Consider the following 22,573-nt stretch of genomic DNA (forward strand, 5'->3'; position numbering starts at 1 on the left):
TGATATAACATGGCTGCTGCTCTTGCACAAGGAAAGAACGAGGAAAGGAGGAGATGATGCGAAAAACTGCGGCAGGAGGCGGGCTGCTCTTCGCCTACGGCACCTTGCAGGATGCAGAACTTCAGCGGATTCTTTTCGGCGCGCCATGCCGGATGCGCAAGGCCGCGCTTCTGGACTGGACGCTGCATGTTGCGTCCGAAGGCTGGCTGTTCATCAAGCCCGATCCGGCGGGCAGCGTTTCCGGCAGCCTGCTGGAGTTAGACGCAGAGGCTTTGCGGACAGCGGATTTATGGGAGGAGATCCCGACGCTGTATCAGCGGGAAAAAGTCGCAGTCAGGCTGGCAGACGGCGGCGAATTGGAGGCGTGGGCCTACACCCGCCGGACAGCGGAGGGTGTTCCGCATTCCGGCGGCGCGTTGAGCCTTTTACGGCGCGAGGACATGCTCGCCGCGCTCCGCCGCTCAGTCTTGAACTGAGGACGAAGCGGCCAGGAGCGGAATATTGGTGCCAAACAGAGCATTGGCGGTCTTGGCCAGCACGAAGAAGGCCGTCAGCGGCAGGATGATGACCTGAATCAGAAAAATGCCGAGATAGAGAAAGGCGAGCTGGAGAAGGTTTTCGGTCAGGCTGCCGATGTTTTTGCTGACCTCGGTCAACGCCTCGCGCAGTTCCGCTGACTTCTGCTTGAGAAAGGCAGCTGTTCCAAAGATGCCGCCATCCGGCAGGTGGAAATCCTTCAGCTTGTCGAACCCGGCGGAACCGGCGGCCAGATTGCCGCGCACCTCCTCGATCCGGTCGTTGAAGAAAGTCTCGTTGACTGCGTCATTGATCAGCGAGGAGACCGGCAGGCAGAATCGGGCCGCAAAGAGCAGCAGGGCGAATCGGGTCAGCATGTTCTGCGCAAAGGCCGCCCGCTCGCCGCCGAACCAGATCAGCAGCGAGAGGAGCAGCAGCAGGACAGCCAGCGCGGGCGGCGCGAGCGAGATGCCGATTTCGTAGGCCAATTTCTGCACGCCCAGCGAGATGACCGCCGTCACCAAGACATCGGAAACACGCTCAGTGAGGTCGTCAATCGGATCAAGGGCTTGTCCGACCGCCAAAGACACGCCTACCCCGGCGGGCTGCAAATGCAGGCTGGACTCCTCAATGATGGAAACCGAGGCGTTGATCACCCGGCAGGTGGCGTAGGACAGCCCGCCTTTGGTGATCGCGGCGCGGAAGTAGGCATCAGCCTGGTCGTCCAGCACCGGCAGGCGCAGGCCGGGAGACAGGAACAACAGGACAGCGGCGAGAATTCCGGTAGCAGACAGCAATGCTTTCCGCATCAGTGGGTTCATGCTGCGCTCCTGTGGCCTCATCGTTGCTCAGGCAGAATTGCCCTTGTCAATCCCTTGGTTGGCGAGCTGATCCGCCCGTTTGTTCTGCTCCCTCGGCACATGCGCGACCGACCAGCATTCCAGCCGGGCGAGCAGCCGCTGCGCCTCGTCAAATAGCGGCTTCAGCGTCTCGTGCTTGACCTTGTAGCGTCCTTGCAGCTGGCGGACGATCAGCTCGGAGTCAAGGCGGATGTCCAAGCTGGCGCAGCCCAGCTCCAAGGCAGTCTGCAAACCGAGGAGCAGGGCGCGGTATTCCGCCGCGTTGTTGGTGCAATGGCCAAGGGCCAACGAGCGGGCGGCCAGCTCGCAGCCCGCCGCGTCAAAAAGCGCGGCGCCCGCGCCCGCCGGGCCGGGATTGCCTCTGGAAGCCCCGTCGGTGAACAGCCGCCAGCCGCTCATTCGTTCAGCTCGTCGTCTTCGTCCTCAGCTTCGTCCATCTCCTCGATTTGAGAACGTAAAGTCTGCGGCTGCTCCGGCTGGTTGGGATCAGGCTTGTAGTAGAGGATACGCTGGCAGGCCGGGCAGGAGCAGACTTCGCCGCCCTTGCGCACGAGATTGAAGTGCTGCGGCGGCACGGTCATGAAGCAGCCCTGGCAGACTCCGGCGACAACCCGGACCACGGCCAGCCCCTTGCGCTTGACCAGCAGCTTGTCGTAGCGTTTCCGCTGCGCCTCCGGGATGTCCTTGGCCAGCTGGCTGCGGCTGACCGCGACTTCAGCCTGCCGCGCTTCAATCTGCCGCACAGCCTCCTCTGCTTTTTTCGCGGCCTCAGCCAGCAGTTTCAGCTCGCCCTTGCAGAGCTGCTCCAGCTCCGCCGCCCGCTTCAGCTCGGCTTCAGCATCCTCCTCCGCTTGGAGCATCTGCTCCTCAGTGTCGCGGATCTGCTTTTTCGCGTCCTCAATCTCTTTGAGCAGGGCCTGATGCTCGCGGCTGGTCTGCACCTGCATCATCTTGACCTGACGCTCTTTAATCCGCTCCGCCGCCTCCTCGCCCGCCGCCCGGATCGCCTCGCGGCTCTTCTCCAGCTCCGCCGCCCGCTCCCGGCACTGTCCGGCCTGCGTCTCCCGGTCTTTGGCCGACTGCTCACGGGCCGCCAAGTCCTCGCGGATCCGCTCCGCCTCGCGGTCAAATCCGGCCAGCTCCGTGTCAAAATCCTGCAAGGCAATCAGCCTGCTGATCTCATCGTTCAAAATGCTCTCTCCTTTCTTTGCAAGTTGTCGTCGTTATTCTTCAGAATTCTGCTCCGCCAGCCTGAGCGGGCTTTTTTGAGCGGCAAGATAAATCCGCACGTCCAAGCCCGCCTGCTGTGTCTTTACTGTCAGCAGCTGGCTGAGGCGGCCCATCGCCGGATTTTCCGTGGCGAAATGGCCGCCGTCCAGCAGCCACAGCCCGGCCTCCTCAGCCCAGCGGGCGATGTGGTGCTTTATCTCCGCTGTGAGAAAAACATTTGCGCCAGCTGCCAAGGCGGCTTCAGCCAAGTCCGCGCAGGAACCGCCGCAGACCGCCGCCCGGCGCACTGCTGCCGGGCGTGGCCCGGCCTCCAGCAGCCACGGCAGGGGCAGAGCCGTCCGCAGCCGGTTCAAAAACGCCTTCGGCGGCAGCGGCTCCGGCAGCGTGCCAATTCTGCCGATGCCGCAGCAGGAGGCAGTCTTGTAGGCAGTCTTGTCCGCTGCCAGCGGCGCGGTTTCAGTCAAGCCCAAGGCATCGGCCAGCACGTCGCTGACCCCGCCGGAGGCCGCGTCAAAATTGGTGTGGCAGCCGATGACGCTGATGTCCGCCCGCAGCGCGGCGGCTAAAAACATGCCGCCCGGCTGATCCGTGCGCAGCTGTTTCAGCGGCTGAAAAATGGCCGGGTGGTGGGTGATGATCAGATCAGCGGCCAGAGACTGCGCCTCGGCGACCACTGCGGCTGTCGCATCCAAGGCGAGCAGGACAGCACTGACCCGGCTGCGCGGGCTGCCGACCAGCAGCCCCACATTGTCCCAGCTGGCGGCCAAGGCGGCAGGCGCGATTTCCTCAAGGATGTCAAGAAACTGCTGAACGTCGCTCACGGAACAAAAAAAGAGGCGCAGCCTGTGACGGATGCGCCTCTTGGGAGTGTATGGTGTTTTGCGCGGCTGTCTAAAAACAGATTTTTGCTGCCAACAGGAATTCGGGAGCGGCTTGAATTCAACAAACTGCTGCGCGTGGAGTGTTTCATTAAGGCAGAGACTGTTCCCTGCCGCCAGACTGCGCTGGTGGGCCTACCTGGACTCGAACCAGGGACAGACCGGTTATGAGCCGGTGGCTCTAGCCAACTGAGCTATAGGCCCGCAAGGTCAAGCTGATTATTATCGCCGACAAGGCGGCGCAGGTCAAGCGGAAACAGCAAAAAACCGGAAAAAGCATTGCCTCTGCCTCCTGCGGCGTTTGAAGGCGGGCGTTTCCGGCCCGGAGATGATAGACTGCGGCCAACTGCTTCCCCTTTGCTCCGGTGCGTCATGATTTCCAGCAATCTGCTTTATTTTTTGGCCGCGATTCTTGTCCTCTCGATCTCTACCGCGCCAGAAGAGCCGCAGCTTGCGCCGCTGATGGCCCTGCCGCTGCTGGCACTGATCTTGCTGATTTTCCACCGAGTGGCTGTCAAAGTCTTCCGCGCCGCAGGCTGCCGGGGCGGCGCCGCTGCTTATTTCGCAGCAGAAAGCCGCCTGACCCTGCTTGCCGCCGTGTTTTTTGCCGGATCGGTCGTCGCCTTTGACCTCAAATATTACCTGCGGCCTTTGTCTTGGGGCGGCAGGCTGCCGACGCTGGAAAACCTCGGCGGTCTGCTGCTGTTTTTCCTCTTTCTCACCCTGCTCTGGCTGCCCGCCCGTCCCGTTTATGAACGGCTCTTCGGACGCAGCCGCAGCCCTGCCGGATTTGCCGCTGTCAATATCCGCCTCAATCTGCCGGTGGTGCTGCCGTGGCTGATTCTCACGCTGATTTTTGATCTGCTCCGCCTGCCGCCTGCCGGAAAGAAGCTGCTGGACTCATCCTGGGGCGAGCCGCTCTTTTTCTTGGTTGCGGTGCTCTGTTTCGCTCTGTTTTTTCCGCCCTTGATCAGCAGGCTCTGGGGCTGCTCGCCGCTGCCGCCGGGGCCGACGCGCAGCATGGCCGAGGCATTTTTCCGCCAGCAGAAATTCTCCGCCGCCATTCTCAGCTGGCCGCTGCTGGAAGGCCGCGCCCTGACCGCCGCTGTCATGGGCATCGCGCCGAAATTCCGTTATCTGTTGCTGACTCCTGCCTTGACAGCCGCGCTTGATCAGGAGGAACTGGAGGCGGTGCTGGCCCATGAGATCGGCCATGTCAAAAAAGGCCATCTTCTGCTCTACCTGCTGCTGCTGCTCGGCTTCAGCCTGCTGGCCGACGCGCTGGCCGGGCCGCTGATAGCCCTGCTCTTCGGCAGCGGCTGGTTCTGGCGGCTGCTGCTCTGGTCCGGGCTGACAGCGGAGAAGCTGGCCGGACATATAGCCGCTGTCTGCATGTTGGCCCTGACGCTGCTTTACTTCCGTTTTCTCTTCGGCTGGTTCATCCGCAATTTTGAGCGGCAGGCCGATCTGCACGCCTTTCACGTCCAAGGCGGAGCTTTCCCGCTGATCCGAGCTTTTGAAAAAATCGCCGTCCTCACTGGCAGCCCGCGCAATCAAAAAAACTGGCACCATTTCGGCCTGGGCGAGCGGATGGACTTTCTTTTTCGCTGCGAACACGAGCCATGGCTGGCGCGGCGGCACGAGCGCAAGGTGCGCAGCTGTTTGGCCGCATATTTTCTGCTGATCGGCGCGGCGGTCGGGCTGCTGCCAAAGCCGGACGGCGACGCAGTGCAGCGGACGGCCCAGCTGCGCTATGCCGCAGCGGCAGTCGAGCAGAAGCTGCGCGAAGAGCCGGGCAGCGGCGCGCTGCTCCGGCTGCGGGCGGAACTGCTGCTGGAGCAGGGCAAGGAGCGCGAGGCAGCGACCGCCTTTGCCGCCGCCCTGCAAGCAGAACCGGATGCTGGCGCGCTGAACAATTTAGCCTGGCTGCTGCTGACTGCCAAAGACAGCGGCCTGCGCGACCCGGCCAAAGCCTTGCCGCTGGCTGAGGACTCCGTCCGGCTGGAGGAGCGCGGCCACAGCCTTGACACTCTGGCAATGGCCCTGTGGGCGCAAGGCCGGACTGCGGCGGCGGTGGCCGCTGAAAAGCGGGCGGCGGTGCTTGATCCGGCCAATCGTGCGTATTACCAAGCCCAAGCGAAAAAAATGGCCGCCGGACCGTGGCCTGATCTTACTCAGCCTTTTTTGCCGTGAAATCGAGCAGCAGATACCCTGCCAGCCCGGAGAGCAGCGAACCGGCGATGATGCCCACGCGCTCGTCAAATCCTGCCGCTGCGCTGCCGCCTTGGAAAGCCAGCGAGCCGATGAAGAGGCTCATGGTGAAACCGATGCCGCAGAGCAGGCCTGCGCCGTACAGCCCTGTCCAGCCGGAGCCTTGAGGCAGTTCAGCGATTTTCAGTTTGACCGCCGCAAAGCAGAGGGTGAACACGCCGATCTGCTTGCCGACAAAAAGGCCGAGCGCGATGCCGACCGGCACAGGATGCAGAAGCTGCTCCGCGCCCATGCCGCGCAGGTCAAGGCCGGAGTTGGCAAAAGCGAAGAGCGGCAGGATGATGAAGGCGACTGCGGTATGAAGGCTATGCTCCAAGCTCTTCAGCGGCGATATGCCGGGCTGACCTTTGACCGAGAGCGGAATGAACATCGCCAGCACCACGCCCGCCACAGTGGCGTGCACCCCGGATTTCAGCGTCGCCAGCCAGAGAAGCAGGCCGACGATGAGGTAGGGCGTTTTTTTGCCGACATGCATCCAGTTGAGTCCGGCCAGAACCAGCACGCAGCCCCCGGCCAAGGCCAGCGCGAGGAAAGAAATGTTTGCCGTGTAAAAGAAAGCGATGATCAGCACCGCGCCCAAGTCGTCGAAAATAGCCAGCGAGGCCAGAAAAACTTTCAGCGAGGCGGGCACTTTTGGGCCAAGCAGGCTCAGTACGCCAAGAGCGAAGGCGATGTCCGTCGCGGTCGGAATGGCCCAGCCGCGCATGGCGGCGGCATCGCCCCGATTGAGCGCGGCATAGATCAGAGCCGGAAAGAGCATCCCGCCGATTGCTCCGAAAATCGGCAGCATGGCCTTTTTTCGGTCGGACAGCTCGCCGTCAAGAAACTCCCGCTTCAGCTCCAAGCCGACCAAGAAGAAGAAAACCGCCATCGGCCCGTCGTTGATCCATGTGGTCACAGAAAGGCCCAATATTTTCGCAGAGAAAATGCCTTCATAGACCGGATTGAGAAAGCTGTTGGCGCAGATGATGGCCAAGACCATCGCCGCCATCAGCAAGATGCCTCCGGCAGCCTCCATCTTGAGAAAATCAGCGAGAAAATTGGACGGCTTGCTGTTCATGACGCTCCTCCTTCGTGCAAGTTCGGTTCTGCGGCAACGAAGCGGATTTATTGACAGACCGCAGGCTGCCGCCGCTCAGGTCATGCTTGCATGGTAGCAGCTGGCGGAACAGATTGCAAACGATACCGGTCAGCCGCGCCGCTCGTTGATGTAAATCCTCGGCACGCGCTGGCTGATGCCGGTCAGCACTTCGTAGCTGATTGTGCCAAGCTGGGCGGCCAGATCGTCCGCAGTGATTTCCTCCTCGCCTTGTCTGCCGATCAGCACCGCCTCGTCGCCGTTGTACGCCTCGCCGCCGCCGATGTTGACCACAAGCTGGTCCATGCAGACTGTGCCGACCAGAGGATACCGCCTGCCGCGCAGCAGCACCTGCCCTTTGTTCGACAGCCCGCGTGAGTAGCCGTCGGCGTAGCCTATGGGCAGGGTGACGGCCCGGCAATTCTCAGGCGCGGTCCATGTTCTGCCGTAGCCGACGCTGCTGCCTTTGAGAATCACTTTGAAATACATCACCTTTGCCCGCAGCGAGAGGGCTGGCAGCAGCTTGGCCTCAGCCGCCGTGTGCGGTGAAGGGTGGCAGCCGTAGAGCATGATGCCCGGCCTGACCATGTCCAAATGGCTTTCCGGCAGGCGCAGGATGGCGGCGGAATTGGCGATTTGCAGCAGCGGCTTGGGCTGGTCGGCGCGCCGCTCGTAGAAGCGGGCCGCGTCCAAGAAGCGTTCCAGCTGAAGGCGGGCAAAGCTGAGGTCGTCGCTGTCGGCATTGGCGAAGTGGGAAAAAACAGAGACCACGTTGACCTGCTTTTCCGCTTTCAGGGCCGCTGCAAAGAGCTTGTCCGCATTGGAATGCCGGATGCCGATGCGCATCATGCCCGTGTCAATTTTCAAATGGACATTGACCCGCTTTTTATAGAAGGCGGCTGATTCGCTGATGAGCTGGAGCGCGTCAACAGAGCCGACGGTGAAGTCGATCTGGTTTTCAATGAAAAGGCCGATCTGAAATTTGGAGAACGGCCCGGAAGTGATGATCGGAACAGCAATGCCCGCCCGGCGCAGCTCAAGTGCCTCCTCAACAAAAGCGGTGCCGAGATAATCCACGCCTTCCGCCGCCAGATGCGCGCCCACCCGCGTCAGCCCGTGGCCGTAGGCGTTGGCTTTGATCATGGCGATGATCTTGCGGCCCGGAGCTTTTTCCCGCACCACGTTCAAATTGTGGCTGATGCAGGCAAGATCAACCACAGCGGCGGCGCGGTGGTAAAGGTCGGCGGCGAATTGTTCCATAATCTTGAGAACGCAGATGAAAAAGGGACAAGCCGCGCGGCCTGTCCCGGCAAGATTGACGGCGGGCTGGATGGTTCAACTGCCGAACAGCTCCTTCTCGACCAGCTCGCAGAGCAGATGCTCGATCCAGAGATGCGCCTCCTGAATCCGGGGCGTTGAGGCGGACGGCACATTCAGCAGCAAATCAGAGTGCTGCGCGACACCATGCGCCGGAATGCTGAGGCCGCCGGTGAGGGCGGCGGTTTTCAGGCCGATCTCCTTGGCTGCGGCCAACGCCTTGACCACATTGGGCGAAGTGCCGGAGGTGCTGATGCCGAGGGCGATGTCTCCCGGCCTGCCAAGGGCCTGCACCTGTTTGACAAAAATCAGATCATAGGAAAAGTCATTGCCCACTGCGGTGATGACCGAAGTGTCGGTGGTCAGGGCGATGGCGGGTAGCGGCGGGCGGTTGAGCAGGAAGCGGTTGACGAATTCCGCCGCCACGTGCTGCGCGTCCGCCGCGCTGCCGCCGTTGCCGAAAATCAGCAGCTTGCCGCCGCTGCGGAAGGTTGCAACAATCAGCCCGGCCAGCGCGAGAATTTGGCCGGCGGATTCAGCGGCAAAGATTTCCTTGGCCCTTGTTGATTCGGCAAGGCTGGCGGCGACCAGCTCCAAGCTCATTTCGGCTGCTCCGAAGGCTGGGCCGCTTTGGCTTCCGGCGCTGCCGGAGGAGGAGCATTTGCCGGAGCGGGAGCCGGGGAAGCCGCCTTTGCTGCGCTGGCTGCCGCTGCTGGTTCAACGGTCGGCTTCACCTCAGGCGCGGGCGCAGGATTGTCCACAATGATGTCATTTTTGATCCGGGCGAGAATTTTGTCGCCGATGCCATAGACCTCCTTCAGCTCCTCAATCTGTTTGAACGGGCCTTTCTCCTGCCGCCGCTGGATGATGGCCTCGGCCTTGACCGGCCCGATGCCCGCCAGCGTGGTCAGCTCCTCTTTGGTGGCGGTGTTGATGTTGACTGCCGCATAGGCTGCTGCGGTCAGCAGGAAGAACAGAAGAACTGCGAGCGCGACATGTTTCATGACAGCTCCTGAGTTGAATTGCGCCGCACGGCAAAGAGAAAATGCAAGGCGCGGCGGAAGGACAGGAAAACATATAAAACCTGCCTGCTGCGGAAGTCAAGAGGAAATTTTCGCAGCTGCCCCCGCCTGAAGCCGCCGCCCGCCTTTTACAAAGCCTTTACAATTTATCCCGCCGCTGACAAAATCCCTTTACATGGACAGGGTAAAGTACCCTTGAAAGCAGGGGGAACAGCTTCCCGCAACCGAGACAAGACTTCCACAGGAGACACAAATGAGCGCAAACATCCGCAAGAAAATCGGCACCGGCATCATGGCAGTTCTGCTTGCAGCAGCCATTGTCCCCAGCATCGCTGAAGCCCGCCGGGGCAACTGCAACAAAGGCGGCGGCCAAAGCATGGGCATGAACTGCGGCATGAAGGGCGGACGCGGCGGCGCGGCCTTCGGCATCTGGCAGAATTCGCAGGCCGTGCAGGACTTGGGTCTGAGCGCGGATCAGGTGAAGAAGCTGAAAGAGGCGGAGTTCGCCTCCCGTGAGAAGCAGCTGCCGCTGATGGGCGAGCTGGACGGTCTGCGCCTCAAGATGGATCAGGCGTTCGCCGCTGACCCGGTGGATGAGAAGGCGGTGCTGGAGCTGACTGAGAAAATCTCGGCGGTGAAAGGCAAGCTCTCTGTGCAGCGGGCCGAGGACAAGCTGGCCTTGAGCAAAATCCTCACCCCGGAGCAGATGGGCAAGATGCAGTCCATGCGCGGCATGGGCTGCAATGGCAAGGGTGGCGGCAGCAAGCCTTGCGCCATGAACGGCCAAGGCAACGGCGGCAAGCCCTGCCAGATGAACGGCAAGGGCGGCGGCCAAGGCATGGGCGCAGGCAAAGCGCAGAATTAATTCTGGACGCGCCATATTCTGTCCGGTATGTTTTTCATGCCGGACAGCCTTTTTTCACACATCATCCTTCAGGTTCACACAAAAAAATGAGCATCAAACGCGAATGGACCACCCCGGTCACCGCAGGCGCCTTCCTGATTCTCGCCGTCACCGGCCTGTTCATGTTTTTCCATGCCGCGCCGCATTTAGCCAAAGAGACGCATGAGTGGATGGGCTGGGTCTTTCTTGCCGCCGCCGCTTTGCATCTGGCGGTGAATTTCTCCGCCTTCAAGACCTATCTTGCCCAACGCAAGGGCCAAGTGCTGCTCGGCCTCTGCGCCCTGATTCTCTTGGTCAGCCTGATGCCCTTCGGCGGCAGCGGCGAGCCGCCCTATGTCGCGCCGTTGCGCAGCTTGGGCAAGGCACCGCTGGCCACGCTGGCCCAAGTGGCGCAGATCAGCCCGGAGCAGGCAGTTGAGCGGCTGAAGAAAGAGGGCTTGGCTGTGCAGTCGGCCCAGCAGAGCCTGAGCGAGCTGGTCGGCGAGGACGTGCGCAAGCAGCTGCGTTTCATGCGGATGCTGATGGACAAATAAGACCTTTCACCCTGAGGACATGCCATGAGTGCCAGCCCGAAGCAGCAGGTGGAGATTGATCCGGCTCTGCTCCTTGATCCGCCCCGCAGACGACGCGGCTTCGGCTGCTTGTTCTGGCTGCTTCTCCTCGGCGGGCTGGCCGCTGGCGGCTCTTATTTTTATGCAGAGCGGCAGAAGCAGAGCAGTCGGTCAGCCGCGCCGCAGATTGAGTACAAGACCGAGAAAGCCCGCATCGGCGACGTGGTGGTGACGGTCACAGCCACCGGCGCGCTCCAACCCACCAATCAGGTGGATGTGGGCAGCGAGCTGTCCGGCAGCATTGAAGAAGTGCTGGTGGACTACAACGATATGGTCAAGGCCGGGCAGGTGCTGGTGCGGCTGGATGTCACCAAGCTGCTGGCGCAGGTCAAGCAGAATGAAGCCTCGCTGGCGGCGGCCAAGGCCAAGGTGCTGTCAGCGGCGGCCACCATTCAGGAGACAGCCAGCAAGCTCGGTCAGCTCCGCAAGATACGCGAACTGAGCGGCGGCAGGAATCCTTCCCAGTTTGACATTGACGCGGCAGAGGCGGCGGCGGCGAGGGCCAAGGCGGACAAAGCCAGCGCGGAGGCGGGCGTGGCCGAAGTGGAGGCCAAGCTGAACATGACCCTGACCGACCTGAGCAAGGCGGAAATCCTCTCGCCGGTCAACGGCATCGTCCTCAGCCGGAGCATTGAGCCGGGCCAGACGGTGGCCGCTTCCTTTTCAGCGCCTGTCTTGTTTCAATTAGCTGAAGATCTGACCAAGATGGAGCTGCACGTGGATGTGGACGAGGCGGACATCGGCCAAGTCAAAGAAGGGCAGCAGGCGCAATTCACCGTGGACGCATACCCGGAGCGTAAGTTCTCCGCCGTGATCCGGCAGGTGCGTTTCGCCTCCACCGTCACCAACGGGGTGGTCACGTATAAGACCGTGCTGATGGTGGACAACAGCGACCTCGCCCTGCGGCCCGGCATGACCGCCACCGCCGAGATTGAGGTGCAGAAAGCGGAGCGGGTGCTGCTGGTGCCCGCAGCGGCCCTGCGCTTCAATCCGCAGGCGCAGGAGCAGACGCGGAAGAAAGCCTCCTTCATTGATTCGATCATGGCCCCGCCCCGTTTCCCCCGCAGCGAGAAGCGGATGAAGCAGAAAGGCGACAGCCGGGGCGAGCAGCAGCTCTGGCTGCTGGGCGATGACGGCCAGCCCAAGCCGGTGCAGGTGAAGATCGGCCTCAGCGACGGCAGCAACGCCGAGGTGCTGGAAGGCGGTCTCAAGGCGGATGATGTGGTGATCATCTCCGCTGTCAGCAATGGCGGCGGTCGGGGACGATGAGCGCGGCAGCGGAGCAGAGCCAAGCGCTGATCCGGCTGCGCGGGATCAGCAAAGCCTACGGCAGCGGCGATGCCCTGACCTACGCCCTGCACGGGATTGATCTCGACATCGCCAAGGGTGATTTTGTCTCGATCATGGGGCCAAGCGGCTCCGGCAAATCCACCTGCATGAACATCCTCGGCTGCTTGGACACGCCCAGCTCCGGCCAGTATTTCTTCGGCAATGTGGAGGTGAGCCGGATGAGCCGCCAGGAACTGGCCCGCCTGCGCCGCTACTATCTCGGCTTTGTCTTCCAAGGCTTCAACCTGCTCAACCGCACCTCGGCCCTTGAAAACGTCGAGCTGCCCTTGATGTACCGGGGCACTCCGGCCCGCAAGCGGCGGCAGCTCGCCCGCCACGCCCTGCGCATTGTCGGGCTGGAAGGCCGCGAGGCGCACACGCCGGGCGAGCTGTCCGGCGGCCAGCAGCAGCGGGTGGCCATCGCCCGCGCCATCGTCACCCAGCCGTCTGTGCTCTTTGCCGACGAGCCGACCGGCAATCTCGACACCGCCCGCAGCCACGAGATCATGGAGCTGCTCTGCGGCCTCAATCAGGAGAACGGCATCACCATCGTCATGGTCACGCATGAGCCGGACATGGCCGAATACACCAAGCGGATCGTCCGCTTTGTGGACGGGCATGTGGCTGAGGAAAAACAAGAGGTCTGAACCATGCTCTTCAACACTGTCCTGCTCGCCCTGCGCGACATCCGGCGCAACGTGCTGCGTTCCTTTCTCACCATTCTCGGCATCATCATCGGCGTGGCCGCAGTCATCACCCTGGTCACGGTCGGCAACGGCAGCACCGCCCGGATCGCGGGCCAGATCGCCAGCATGGGCACCAACGTCCTGATGGTCATGCCCGGTCAGCATCGGGGGCCGGGATCGGCTTCCGCGCCGCCTTTCACTCTGGCCGACGTGCAGGCGGTCCGCCGCGAACTCAGCCACGTGAAGGCCGTGGCCCCGTCGGTCTCGGCCAACTCCACTGCCGTGGCTGGCAACCGCAACTGGTCAACCAGCATCACCGGCAGCTCCAATGAGTTCTTCACCGTCCGCAACTGGGTGATTGAAAGCGGCAGGGTTTTTGAGCCGACTGAGCAGCTGGCGGGCAAGGCGGTCTGCCTGATCGGCCAGACCGTGCGCAAGAACCTTTTTCAAGATGAAGACCCAATTGGAAGGAGCGTCCGCCTTGGCAAGGTCTCCTGCCAGGTGATCGGCCTGCTGCAAGAGAAGGGGCAGTCGACGATGGGCCGGGATCAGGACGATTTGATCGTCATGCCCATGCTGGCGGTGCAGCGGCGTTTCACCGGCAGCAGGGACGTGTCCATGATTCAGCTGGCGGTGGACGACGGCGGCTCGACCGAGCAGGTCACAACGGCCCTGACCGAGCTGCTGCGCAAGCGCAGGCGGATGGCCGAAAACGAGGAGGACAACTTCAGCATCCGCGACACCAAGGAGCTGGCCGCGATGCTCACCGGCACCACCAAGACCATGACCGCCCTCCTCAGCTCAGTGGCCGCAGTCAGCCTGCTGGTCGGCGGCATCGGCATCATGAACATCATGCTGGTCTCCGTCACCGAGCGCACCCGCGAGATCGGCATCCGCCTCGCCATCGGCGCCTTCGAGCATGAGGTGATGCTGCAATTCCTCACCGAATCCGTGGTGCTCTCATCGCTCGGCGGGATCATCGGCATCCTCCTTGCCTTGGCATCGTCTTACGGCCTCAGCGGCGTGCTGGACATCCCCTTCCTGCCGGACATGCAGATCATTCTTGTCGCCTTTCTTTTCTCCGCCGCTGTCGGTGTGATCTTCGGCTATTTCCCGGCCTTGAAGGCAGCGCGGCTTGATCCTATTGATGCGTTAAGGCATGAGTGACGCGCCGACAAAAAAAGCCGGAAACCCTTTCTCAGCCTTTTTCCAGAAAAGGCGAGGTGTCGCCCTTGCCTGCCCGCAGGATTTCCGGCTGTTCGGTCATCAAGGAAATCACTGTTGACGGCTCCGGGAAGACCTCGCCGCCGTCAATGATCAAGTCCACCTGGCCGCCGAACAGCTCTTCAACTTCGTAGCAGGCCGCCGGAGCCTCGCAGCCCTCGCGCAGGGCGCTGGTGTTCAGCACCGGATTGCCCAGCGTCTCGATCAGCGCAAGGCAAATCGGCGACTGCGGCAGCCGGATGCCCACAGTCTTCTGTTTGGTCAACATGATTTTCGGCACCAATTTTGAGCCGGGCAGCACCATGGTGTACGGGCCGGGCAGATGCTTTTTCAGCAGACGGTAGGCCGGACTGCTGACGTGGGCGTACTGACTGATGTCAGCCAGCGAGGCGCACATGAAGGAGAACGGCTTCTGCTTGGGCCGCTGCCTGATCTCATGCACCCGCTTGACCGCCTTCTGATTGAAGATGTCGCAGCCGATGCCGTACATGGTGTCGGTGGGATAGCAGATCACCCCGCCTTTCCGCAGCACTTCGACCGCCTGTCCGATCAGCCGCTGCTGCGGGTTGACCGGATTGATTTCTATCTGTTTCGCCATTTTTTTCGTTTCCCGCCATCTTGGACTTGATCTGCCTGCGCGGGCATTGTACACAGAAAGAAGACAGCGGACAAGTCCGGCCTTGCCGCCGCCAAGGCGCGCGTTTTCCCGGCGGGCGGCGATGCGGCTTGTTGCGGCAGATAAAATGTCCTATAATGCTTTGACTCCGTCGGTCACGGCAGAGTTTCCCGTTCATAACTTTTTCTTCCGCCAGCAGAAAAAATGCCTTCACAGACCGATCAGCGGACCGCCGATTTACAGGAAGTCAGCGCGCTCCTTGCGCAGCATCCGCGCATTATTCTGGCGCAGACCGAGGGCGAGCCGCCGGACTGCTATGAGCTTGAATACCGGCTGACCGGCTTGGTCCGCGAGGAGGACGGCAGCGTCCGCCGGGTCTCCCGGCATGTGGTGTTGATCACCCTGCCCTTCGGCTATCCGCATTTTCCGCCTGCGGTCAAGCCGCTGACTCCGATTTTCCATCCTGACATTGACCCGGACGCAGCGCGCATTTCAGCGCAGTGGCAGCAGGAGCCGTCCCTTGCCAAGCTCATCCTCCACATAGGCGAGATGATCTGCGGCAAGGTGTACAGCTTGGAGGATCCGTTCAATCAGGAGGCGGCGGACTGGTACAGCGAACATGCGGCGGAGCTGCCGTTGGACAGTTTGGAAGGCGGCGCGGAGCCGGAAGACTTTGATCTCGGCTTGGAAGATATTGATCTTGGACCGACAGCCGGGGCGGAGCCGGAGGAGCAGGGCTTTGAGCTGTCCTTGGAGCTGGAGCCGCCGCAGGCCATTGAGGATGTCGCCAGCCTGACCGCCGCGCCAGCAGCGGCGGAGCTGGACTTTGAGCCGCCGCAGGATTTTGATCTCGGCTTGGAGGAATCCGCCGCGAAAACGCCGCAGGACGAGGCTGATTTCGAACTGGAGATCGGCGAGCCGGAAGCCGCGCTCCCGCCCGAGGATTTCGGCCCCAAGCTGGCGGAAATCCGCGCGCATCTTGACCGCCGGGAATTTTTCATCGCCGGGAGGCTGCTGAAAGAGCTGCCGCCCGCGCTGCCGGAGGCCGAAGGGCTGCGGAAAAAAGTCCAGACCGCGCAGGCTCAGTGCGACCAGCTTCTTCAGGAAATGAAAATGCTGGAAGATGAGGACAATTTCCCGGAAGCGCAGCGGATTTTTGAAAAGCTAAAAAAAGTGGCGGTGGACCTGCCGGGGCTGGCGGATATCGGCAGGCGGCTCCAGCAGTCGCAGTCCATGCTGGACACGTTCTCGCTGCCGGAGGAGCCAGCTGAGGAGGAGCCGGAAAAAAGAAAAAAGAAAAATGGCAAAGCCGGCAAAGAGCCGCCTCCGCCGCCAAAGGCGAAAGAGAAAACCGCCGTTCCGCCGCCCAGAGAGAAAAAAGAAATTTCCACGACGAAATCCAAAATCGTCCGGGCGGCGCGGCAGCCGGTGCCTGTGGCTCCTTTTGCGATTGCGGCGGGTGTGGCGGCGATGATCGTCGCCGGAGTGATGTTATATACCAGAGACACCAACATGCTGCTGGAGGCCACGCTTTCTTATCAAGATGGGCAGAACGCTGTCCGGCATAATGATTTTCAGGAGGCGCAGCAATATGTCGGCGCCGCGCAGGCCAAGCTGAAGACGGTTCTCCTGCCTGTGCCAGGCAAAGGCCAGCTCAAAGCTGAAATTGAAAAGCTGCTGGCGGATGAGGCATACCAGCGCGGCATTCAGGGCGAGGGCAAATATAAAGGCCAGTATCTGCCGGTGCAGGAGGTGAAGGACCGCGAGCAGCTGGACCGGCTGGCCGTACAGGCCGAAGTCTTGGCGGCGGCGGCGAATTTCGGTCCGGCGGCCACGGCCTATGAGGCGGCCTCAACTTTCGCCGCCTCCGCCGCCAGCGGCAGTCTGGCGGCGGAAGCGGAGCAGCTTAAAGAGCTTGCCAGGCAGCTGCGGATCAAGGATGCGCTCAGCAACGCCAAAAAAGCTGAACACGCCGGTGACTGGAAATACGCGGAGGACACCTACCAGAAGGCGCTGGAGCTGTCCGAAAGCCTGGCCAGCGCGGATGATCAGTCGGCCATCCGCAAGCAGATGGAGGCCATGCGGCTGCACCGTGATCTTGATCAGTCAAAACAAAATCTGACCAGCGCGCAATGGCAGGAGGCGGTCAGAATTCTTGAGCAGGCGAAAGCGCGGCTGGAGGCGAATCCAGAGGCCGCCACCCCAGAGCAGCGGCTGGAGGTCGAGCGGCTGCTGGCCCGGTCGAGGCTGCATCAGATTCTCTCCTCGGCACGTCAGAACTATGACAGCGGCAACCCGGCTGCCGCCGTCCAAGGCTACAAGAACGGCCTGGCCTTGCTCGACAGCCAGACTGCTTTATTTGATCAGGCCGACCGCAACGCCGCGCCGTCGATCCGACGGACTGTGCTCATGATTGAGATAGGTGTTGAGCTGAACGCGGCGGTGCAGGCGGAAAATCAGCGCTCGCTGACAGCCGCCCTGCGGCATTACCGAAAAATAGAGGAGCTGCTCAACACGCCGGATTTGATCAAGGATGAAAATCTGAAAGAGCTGGAGGCCAATGTCCGCGACAAATTCAGCAGCCTCAGCCGCGAGGCGGGCATGAAACTGAAAATGAACTGGCTGAACCGGAATTTCCGGCGCATTTTCTCTGAAGCCTATCCTAATTCCCGCAGCGCCGACCTGCGCAGTCCGGATCTGCATCTGATCAAAAAGAGCGGCGGTCAAGAACTGTACAAGCTGATCTGCATTGAGCGCAGCCGGGGCAGCTCCTATCAGCTGGAGCTGATCTACCGCTACGATCCGCTTTCAGATCAGTGGAGTCCCTGCCCTGGCTGTCAGTGATGGTGATGAACGCCGCCGCCGTGGCTGTGCGCATGTCCCGGCGCGGCCAGCGGCCCGCCTGCCTGTTTGAGTGCGTTTTTAAGAACATGCTCCGCGTTTTGCAGCGACTCGGCAGCAGCCCGCAGCATCTTCCCGATTTCCGGCGACTCGGCGGCCAGCGTCTCCGCCCATTGGAGAAATTCCGCGCTGTGGCCGTGATTGTGCTCAATCCAATGCGGCAGCAGCACCCGCACTTTGTCCAAATTGTTCATCTGTCCTTTCCTGTGTTCTGTTCCATTAAAAGAATTGCGCCGTTGAGCAGGTCAACGCTCCTGATCCGCACCCCGCGCAGAGTCAGCGGCTCCTCAAAATAGGTGCTGAGCACCACTCCGTCCGCTGTCACATCCACGCCGGTCACAGACTCCATCACCGTTTCCCGGCTGCCTTGCCGTTCCACCACCGCCTTGAGCTGGCACATGTGTTTTCTCCTTTCAAATCAGAAAGCGGAATTCCCCTTTGCCGAGCAGATCGTGCAGATGCAGGATGCCCAGCACCCTGCCCTGCCCGTCCAGCACCGCCAGCACCGTGATGTCTTTCTCCTGCATCAGGCTGAGCGCATCGGCGGCCATCAGATCCGGGCCGATGCTCACCGGCTTTTTAGTCATCACCTCGGCAACAGCCGCCCCGGCCTTGTGCGTGGCATTGGGCAGCAGGCTGCTGATCAGATAGCGGCGGAGATCGCCGTCAGTGATGATGCCGCGCAGCTCGCCGACGGCTGAGGTGATCAGCACCGCGCCGAGATTTTTGCTGTTCAGCTCGGCAATCGCCTCATCAAAGGCCGCTGTCTCGCTGACCATCGGCACTTTGTCGCCGGTGAGCATGACCTCGCGCACCGCCACCTTCAGCCGCTCGCCCAAGCTGCCGCCGGGATGATTGCGGCGGAAATCCTCAGCCTTGAAGCGGCGGCGCTGGAGCAGAGCCACGGCCAGCGCGTCGCCCAGCGCGAGCGTGGCTGTGGTCGAGGCCGTCGGTGCCAAGCCCAGCGGGCAGGCCTCCTTGGGAACGGCCACATTCAGCACAACTGCCGCCTGTTCAGCCAGCCAAGAGCGGGGGTTGCTGGTCATGGCGATGACTGCAACGGAACGTTCCCCCAGACTGGCGAGAAGCCGGCCCAGCTCCGCCGTCTCACCGGAATAGGAAATCGCCAGCACCACGTCGTTCGGGGCCACCATGCCGAGGTCGCCGTGCATGGCCTCGACCGGATGGAGGAAAAAGGACGGCGTGCCAGTGGAATTGAAGGTCGCCGCCATCTTCTGCCCGACCAAGCCGGACTTGCCGATGCCGGTGATGATCAGCCGGTTGGGCGGGCAGGCCATGATCAGATCCACGGCCTGCACAAACTCTGGCCCCAGCGCGTCCCGCACCGCATGAATTCCTTCCGCCTCAATGGTCAGCACCGCGCGGGCCTGCTCGACGCTCATTTCTTTTCTCCTGTTAAATCAATAACAATTCTGCCGCGTGTCCGGCCTGCCAGCATCTCGTCAATAGTCAGAGAGAGCTGCGCAAGGCCGATGCGGACGCTGAGAGCTTGCAGAGCGTCCTGCAAAAGAGGCCGCCACGGCCCGGCCAATTTGTCCCAAATTTCTTTGCGCCGGGCCAGCGGGCATTCGGCGGAATCAATACCGGCCAAAGTCACTCCGCGCAGGATGAAGGGATAGACCGTCAGCGGCAGCTCGCCGGAAGCCGCGTTGCCGCAGCAGACGACAAGGCCGTTGTACTGCGCCGCCTTGATTGCGCCTGCGAGGATTTCTCCGCCCACGGTGTCCACCACGCCTGCCCAGCGTTCGCGGAGCAGAGCCGCGCTGGCCCGGCCTATGGCTTGCTGGCGATTAAGCACGGCCGCGCAGCCGAGCTGGCGGAGGAAATCGTGCTCGCTTTCCTTGCCGGTGACGGCGGTGACGGCAAAGCCGAGCTTGGCCAACAAGGCGCAGGCTAAAGAGCCGACTCCGCCCGTCGCACCGGTGACTAAAACCGGCCCCTGCTCAGGCCGCAGGCCAAGGGTCAGCAGCTTGTCCACGCACTGAGCGGCGGTGAAGCCAGCGGTGCCGATCTGCATGGTTTCATGCAGGGAAAGCGGCTCCGGCTTGGCCAGCACCCAAGCTGCGGGAACGCGGATGTACTCGCCAAAGCCGCCGGGCGTGTTCATGCCCAGATCATAACACATGCAGAGCACTTCGTCACCTGCGCTGAACTGCGGCACGGTCGAGGCCGCGACTACGCCTGCCGCATCAATGCCCGGCGTGTGCGGATATTTTTTAGTCACGCCCCGGTTGCCACTGGCGGAGAGCGCATCCTTGTAATTGAGCGAGGAAAAATGCACCCGGATCAGCACTTCACCGGACGGGAGGTCAGCGATGCGGCGTTCCTCAACGGCCCGCTGAAAGCCGCTGTCCTCTTCCCGCACGACAAGGGCGCGGAAGGCAGTTTGGTTGTTCATTGTGCAAATAACTTTGAGTTGACTGTTTTGAAAACGATTCTTTCAGACGGACGCATTTTCCGCCTCCGGCCTAGACCGCTCTAATTTTTTAAAATATCCGACAAAGAGCAGCCGGTGAATTCTGCGCAAGCGGCCAAGAAACCGACAATCGCTGCAATCCATGCCAGCCAGCGCTTCCATGCAGAACCATCTTTATCCGGCGGCGGACTTGGTTCCGGCGGCTTTTCAAGCCGCTCCATGTTCGGAAAAACGCCTTCCTCCAGCTGGCGGATAAGGACGTTGCAGCCGCTGCTCATGCAGCGCATGTCCTCGATGCCTTTGCCTTTCATCCGCTCCAAATCCGCCCGGTCGTATTCATGCGGGGTGACGGAAGCGCGGCATTCCCCGCAGCAGCAGGGAATTTTCTCAAAGACGCGCAGCCCCTCGAAACGCCGGTTGATTTTTTCCAGCTCCTCGCGGATCTCGCGCAGGACATGCCTGCGGTCGTCAGCGGACGCGCCCTGCACCTCAATCTTGATGATTTCGCGCCCCTGCTCGCGGTCGCTGATGAAGCGGATTTGTGCCCGGCAGCCGTCTTTCCGCAGCAGCGCACCGTTTTTCCAGACCATTTTCCGGCAGTCCGGGCCGCAGGCATCGTCCTCGCCGCAGCCTTCGATGTTCTCGTGCAGGCGGACAATCAGCCGCCCGATGATGCCTTTAGGCATGAAGGGGTAGTGATACATGTAGCGCAGGGTCTCCGGGCTGTCCTGCCAGTCGGCGTTTTTCGGGGCCTCTTCTGGCAGGAGCTGCGGAGCGATAAAAATTTCCTCGCCTTTTTCTTTGGCCCGGAAGCAGACTTCCAGCCCTTCTTTGAGCATCAGCGGGATCAGCTTGTCCTGCTCGGCGACGGAGAGACCTTTTTTCGTCCAGATGGCTTGCAGCAGCAGCCTGTTGAAGCGGCCTTGGTTGTATCCGACATCTTCATGCTCCAAAATGGCATAAACGGCGTTGACGGCCCAGCTTGGATTGAGGACAAGGAAATCAGCCAGGCCCGGCTCGTTGAAATGAAGGATGAAGCCGAGATCGTGCAGGAACTGGCTCAGGTCATCCTGCTGCTGGCGGTCTTTGATGCCGCATCTGGCGCAGATCTCCGCAAACTGCTGATGCGTGATGTGGTTGACGCGCCGCCGCAGCTGTTTGATTTCCTCCCGCACCTCGTCCCAGAGCTTGGGAATGCGCAGCGGCAGATGGCTGATGTTCCGGCAGAGCAGCTCCTTGACCGTCTTCGTCAGCGCGTCCAGCCTGCCGTCGTTTTTGTCAGCGAAATCAAGCCGCCGCCTGATGATCTCCAAGCCGGGATACTGCTCCTCGGCGGTCTTGCTGTCATAGGGCAAGGGTGGATTTTTGCAGCCTTTCTCGTTGATGACTGCCAGCACCGGCAGTTTGCCGTCCTGCTCGCGGTCGCGGCCCAGCAGGCTGATGATGTCCAGCCAGTAGGAGAAATTGGCGGCTTCCTTTCTGCCGTCGGCAAGCAGGACGTAGAACGAGCGGCGGGTGAGGAAAAACTGGTGGGTCATGTACTGAATTTCCTGACCGCCGAAATCCCAGAGGTTGACGGCAACGCTGGTCTGTTCGTGGTCAAGATGCGGGAAGCTCCAGTTCTCTTTGATCTGAATGCCGACAGTGCTTTTTTGCCGCTCGTCCGGCACCGGATGGGCAGGATTCTGGAGCAGGTTCCAGAGCGTGGTCTTGCCGGTGTCGCCCTCGCCGACGAGCAGCATTTTGATCTCAAAGGCTTCCCGCGTGCCTTGCACGGCGGCGGCCTGCACATAGCGGAGCAGCGCGTCGTTGCCCTGCCTGACGATTTCCGGCGGCGGATCTTCCAGCGGATTTTCATCCAAATCAAGCTCGGCCAGAGCCGCAACGCCCGGCGGCGGGACAAAGCGTTGCAGCCTGTTTTTGCAGAGATTGAGGGCGCGGAGCTGCACGCCGTTTTGCTCCAGCAGGGCGATGACTTGCCCCCAGCGCAGATCATCCAGCCCGGTCGCGGCAAGGTTGAGGCCGATCAGGCTGCCTTGCGCATCGAGCAGATATTTCGGCTGATTTTTTTTGACAGCCATCAGGCTGGCGAACGGAGGCGCAGCCGCATAGTACTCCGGCGCGGGGCGCAGGCTGGTTGTCAGCAGCTCGTCAATCTGGCGGATGAGGTCTGGTTTCATGGTGAATTTTTCATGCCCAAGGCGTTGCCTCGCGCTGATGAGGGAGACAAAAAAAACTCCGAAGGAGTTTCGTTCCTCAGCCCGGAGCACCGCTCCGGGCATACATCGGCCCGGTGATTGCTGTCTCCCACCGCGCCCAAGGCGTTGCCTCGGGCTGATGGGTTGCAGCCTTTCAGGCTGAAAAAATGCTTGGGGAGCATTGCTCCGGGAACTCAATCCCAGACATAGCGTTCGTCATAGTCCACGCCGTATTTTTTGAGAATCCGGCGGAATTCCGCCTGAAAAGAGGCCGCCCGATGATGCTCCGCCTGCCGGGCGATGTACTTTTTCACGTCGTCAACGTGGGACGGACTGACTGAAAAGACACCGTACACCTAATGTGCAACTCTTTATACAGCAACCAGCCCATCCAGATCAAGCGGAGGGAGATTGCAGGATAAGTTAATGAAAACACAGACAGTATGCGCCAAAATTTTTCTAATCAAACGGTGTTGAAAATGCCAGAAATCATGC

23 protein-coding genes and 1 tRNA gene are annotated in these 22,573 nt (G+C 61.4%); 8 read left to right on the forward strand and 16 right to left on the reverse strand.

The genetic code is table 11. From position 1 onward, the window contains the following. Positions 1–53 precede the first annotated feature (53 nt). A complete protein-coding gene (locus ACNKH3_RS12620) occupies positions 54–476 on the forward strand; it encodes a gamma-glutamylcyclotransferase family protein (protein WP_417916307.1) in 423 nt (140 codons plus the stop codon). On the opposite strand, the gene ACNKH3_RS12625 is transcribed toward ACNKH3_RS12620, so the two are convergent. The 5 genes from ACNKH3_RS12625 to ACNKH3_RS12645 all read right to left on the reverse strand — a co-directional run bounded on the left by ACNKH3_RS12625 (position 462) and on the right by ACNKH3_RS12645 (position 3,688). After that, the gene (locus ACNKH3_RS12625) at positions 462–1,337 is read right to left on the reverse strand and encodes a hypothetical protein (protein WP_417916306.1); all 876 of its coding nucleotides are present in this window, start codon (positions 1,335–1,337) and stop codon (positions 462–464) included. The two genes, ACNKH3_RS12620 and ACNKH3_RS12625, sit on opposite strands and share 15 nt — an antisense overlap. Positions 1,338–1,364: 27 nt before the next feature. After that, positions 1,365–1,775, reverse strand: coding sequence for a ribonuclease HI family protein (locus ACNKH3_RS12630; RefSeq protein ID WP_417916305.1), 411 nt, complete (start codon positions 1,773–1,775; stop codon positions 1,365–1,367). Beyond that, positions 1,772–2,566: a zinc ribbon domain-containing protein gene (locus tag ACNKH3_RS12635; RefSeq protein WP_417916304.1), complete on the reverse strand. Its 795-nt coding sequence runs from the start codon at positions 2,564–2,566 to the stop codon at positions 1,772–1,774. The genes ACNKH3_RS12630 and ACNKH3_RS12635 overlap by 4 nt, the downstream gene beginning before the upstream one ends. A 33-nt stretch (positions 2,567–2,599) precedes the next feature. After that, positions 2,600–3,427, reverse strand: coding sequence for a Nif3-like dinuclear metal center hexameric protein (locus tag ACNKH3_RS12640; RefSeq protein ID WP_420209481.1), 828 nt, complete (start codon positions 3,425–3,427; stop codon positions 2,600–2,602). A gap of 184 nt (positions 3,428–3,611) precedes the next feature. Further along, a tRNA-Ile gene (locus ACNKH3_RS12645) sits at positions 3,612–3,688 on the reverse strand. Between the two features lie 168 nt (positions 3,689–3,856). Here ACNKH3_RS12645 and ACNKH3_RS12650 point away from each other — a divergent pair. Continuing rightward, positions 3,857–5,677 (forward strand): M48 family metallopeptidase, encoded by a 1,821-nt coding sequence (locus ACNKH3_RS12650; RefSeq protein WP_420209482.1) that lies wholly within the window; start codon positions 3,857–3,859, stop codon positions 5,675–5,677. Here the strand turns inward: ACNKH3_RS12650 and nhaA are convergent. The 4 genes from nhaA to ACNKH3_RS12670 all read right to left on the reverse strand — a co-directional run bounded on the left by nhaA (position 5,655) and on the right by ACNKH3_RS12670 (position 9,154). Beyond that, the gene (gene nhaA, locus ACNKH3_RS12655) at positions 5,655–6,815 is read right to left on the reverse strand and encodes a Na+/H+ antiporter NhaA (protein ID WP_420209483.1); all 1,161 of its coding nucleotides are present in this window, start codon (positions 6,813–6,815) and stop codon (positions 5,655–5,657) included. The genes ACNKH3_RS12650 and nhaA overlap by 23 nt on opposite strands. 129 nt (positions 6,816–6,944) lie before the next feature. Further along, on the reverse strand, positions 6,945–8,093 hold the full coding sequence (gene alr / locus ACNKH3_RS12660; protein ID WP_420209484.1) for an alanine racemase: 1,149 nt from the start codon (positions 8,091–8,093) through the stop codon (positions 6,945–6,947). A 75-nt stretch (positions 8,094–8,168) separates the two neighbouring features. Then, complete coding sequence (locus ACNKH3_RS12665) at positions 8,169–8,753, reverse strand: D-sedoheptulose-7-phosphate isomerase (RefSeq protein ID WP_420209485.1); 585 nt, start codon at positions 8,751–8,753, stop codon at positions 8,169–8,171. After that, on the reverse strand, positions 8,750–9,154 hold the full coding sequence (locus tag ACNKH3_RS12670) for a ComEA family DNA-binding protein (protein WP_420209486.1): 405 nt from the start codon (positions 9,152–9,154) through the stop codon (positions 8,750–8,752). The genes ACNKH3_RS12665 and ACNKH3_RS12670 overlap by 4 nt, the downstream gene beginning before the upstream one ends. Before the next feature lie 271 nt (positions 9,155–9,425). Between ACNKH3_RS12670 and ACNKH3_RS12675 the strand changes: the two genes are divergently transcribed. The 5 genes from ACNKH3_RS12675 (at position 9,426) to ACNKH3_RS12695 (ending at position 13,869) form a co-directional block, all read left to right on the forward strand. Next, the gene (locus ACNKH3_RS12675; RefSeq protein ID WP_420209487.1) at positions 9,426–10,037 is read left to right on the forward strand and encodes a Spy/CpxP family protein refolding chaperone; all 612 of its coding nucleotides are present in this window, start codon (positions 9,426–9,428) and stop codon (positions 10,035–10,037) included. An 86-nt stretch (positions 10,038–10,123) separates the two neighbouring features. After that, positions 10,124–10,609 (forward strand): DUF4405 domain-containing protein, encoded by a 486-nt coding sequence (locus ACNKH3_RS12680; protein WP_420209488.1) that lies wholly within the window; start codon positions 10,124–10,126, stop codon positions 10,607–10,609. A 24-nt stretch (positions 10,610–10,633) separates the two neighbouring features. Further along, complete coding sequence (locus ACNKH3_RS12685; RefSeq protein WP_420209489.1) at positions 10,634–11,956, forward strand: efflux RND transporter periplasmic adaptor subunit; 1,323 nt, start codon at positions 10,634–10,636, stop codon at positions 11,954–11,956. Then, a complete protein-coding gene (locus ACNKH3_RS12690; protein WP_417916623.1) occupies positions 11,953–12,663 on the forward strand; it encodes an ABC transporter ATP-binding protein in 711 nt (236 codons plus the stop codon). Before ACNKH3_RS12685 ends, ACNKH3_RS12690 begins: the two co-directional genes overlap by 4 nt. Before the next feature lie 3 nt (positions 12,664–12,666). Beyond that, the gene (locus ACNKH3_RS12695) at positions 12,667–13,869 is read left to right on the forward strand and encodes an ABC transporter permease (RefSeq protein WP_417916624.1); all 1,203 of its coding nucleotides are present in this window, start codon (positions 12,667–12,669) and stop codon (positions 13,867–13,869) included. 31 nt (positions 13,870–13,900) lie between these two features. Here ACNKH3_RS12695 and ACNKH3_RS12700 read toward each other — a convergent pair whose 3' ends face one another. Beyond that, complete coding sequence (locus ACNKH3_RS12700) at positions 13,901–14,524, reverse strand: L-threonylcarbamoyladenylate synthase (protein ID WP_420209490.1); 624 nt, start codon at positions 14,522–14,524, stop codon at positions 13,901–13,903. 222 nt (positions 14,525–14,746) lie between these two features. Here ACNKH3_RS12700 and ACNKH3_RS12705 point away from each other — a divergent pair, with 222 nt between their 5' ends. Further along, positions 14,747–17,386, forward strand: coding sequence for a ubiquitin-conjugating enzyme E2 (locus tag ACNKH3_RS12705; RefSeq protein ID WP_420209491.1), 2,640 nt, complete (start codon positions 14,747–14,749; stop codon positions 17,384–17,386). Here ACNKH3_RS12705 and ACNKH3_RS12710 read toward each other — a convergent pair. From ACNKH3_RS12710 to ACNKH3_RS12735, 6 genes are all read right to left on the reverse strand, one after another. Beyond that, positions 17,380–17,637, reverse strand: a complete 258-nt coding sequence (locus ACNKH3_RS12710; RefSeq protein WP_417915875.1) for a hypothetical protein — start codon at positions 17,635–17,637, stop codon at positions 17,380–17,382. The two genes, ACNKH3_RS12705 and ACNKH3_RS12710, sit on opposite strands and share 7 nt — an antisense overlap. Then, positions 17,634–17,843 (reverse strand): CooT family nickel-binding protein, encoded by a 210-nt coding sequence (locus ACNKH3_RS12715; RefSeq protein WP_417915874.1) that lies wholly within the window; start codon positions 17,841–17,843, stop codon positions 17,634–17,636. Before ACNKH3_RS12715 ends, ACNKH3_RS12710 begins: the two co-directional genes overlap by 4 nt. 13 nt (positions 17,844–17,856) lie before the next feature. Next, complete coding sequence (locus ACNKH3_RS12720) at positions 17,857–18,846, reverse strand: KpsF/GutQ family sugar-phosphate isomerase (RefSeq protein ID WP_420209492.1); 990 nt, start codon at positions 18,844–18,846, stop codon at positions 17,857–17,859. Continuing rightward, positions 18,843–19,862, reverse strand: coding sequence for a YhdH/YhfP family quinone oxidoreductase (locus tag ACNKH3_RS12725; protein WP_420209493.1), 1,020 nt, complete (start codon positions 19,860–19,862; stop codon positions 18,843–18,845). The genes ACNKH3_RS12720 and ACNKH3_RS12725 overlap by 4 nt, the downstream gene beginning before the upstream one ends. A gap of 80 nt (positions 19,863–19,942) precedes the next feature. Then, complete coding sequence (locus tag ACNKH3_RS12730) at positions 19,943–22,060, reverse strand: COR domain-containing protein (RefSeq protein WP_420209494.1); 2,118 nt, start codon at positions 22,058–22,060, stop codon at positions 19,943–19,945. A 212-nt stretch (positions 22,061–22,272) separates the two neighbouring features. Next, positions 22,273–22,434, reverse strand: coding sequence for a transposase (locus tag ACNKH3_RS12735; protein ID WP_420209495.1), 162 nt, complete (start codon positions 22,432–22,434; stop codon positions 22,273–22,275). Positions 22,435–22,573 lie beyond the last annotated feature (139 nt).

Source organism: Candidatus Electronema sp. JC (genome assembly GCF_048287365.2).
Classification (GTDB): domain Bacteria; phylum Desulfobacterota; class Desulfobulbia; order Desulfobulbales; family Desulfobulbaceae; genus Electronema.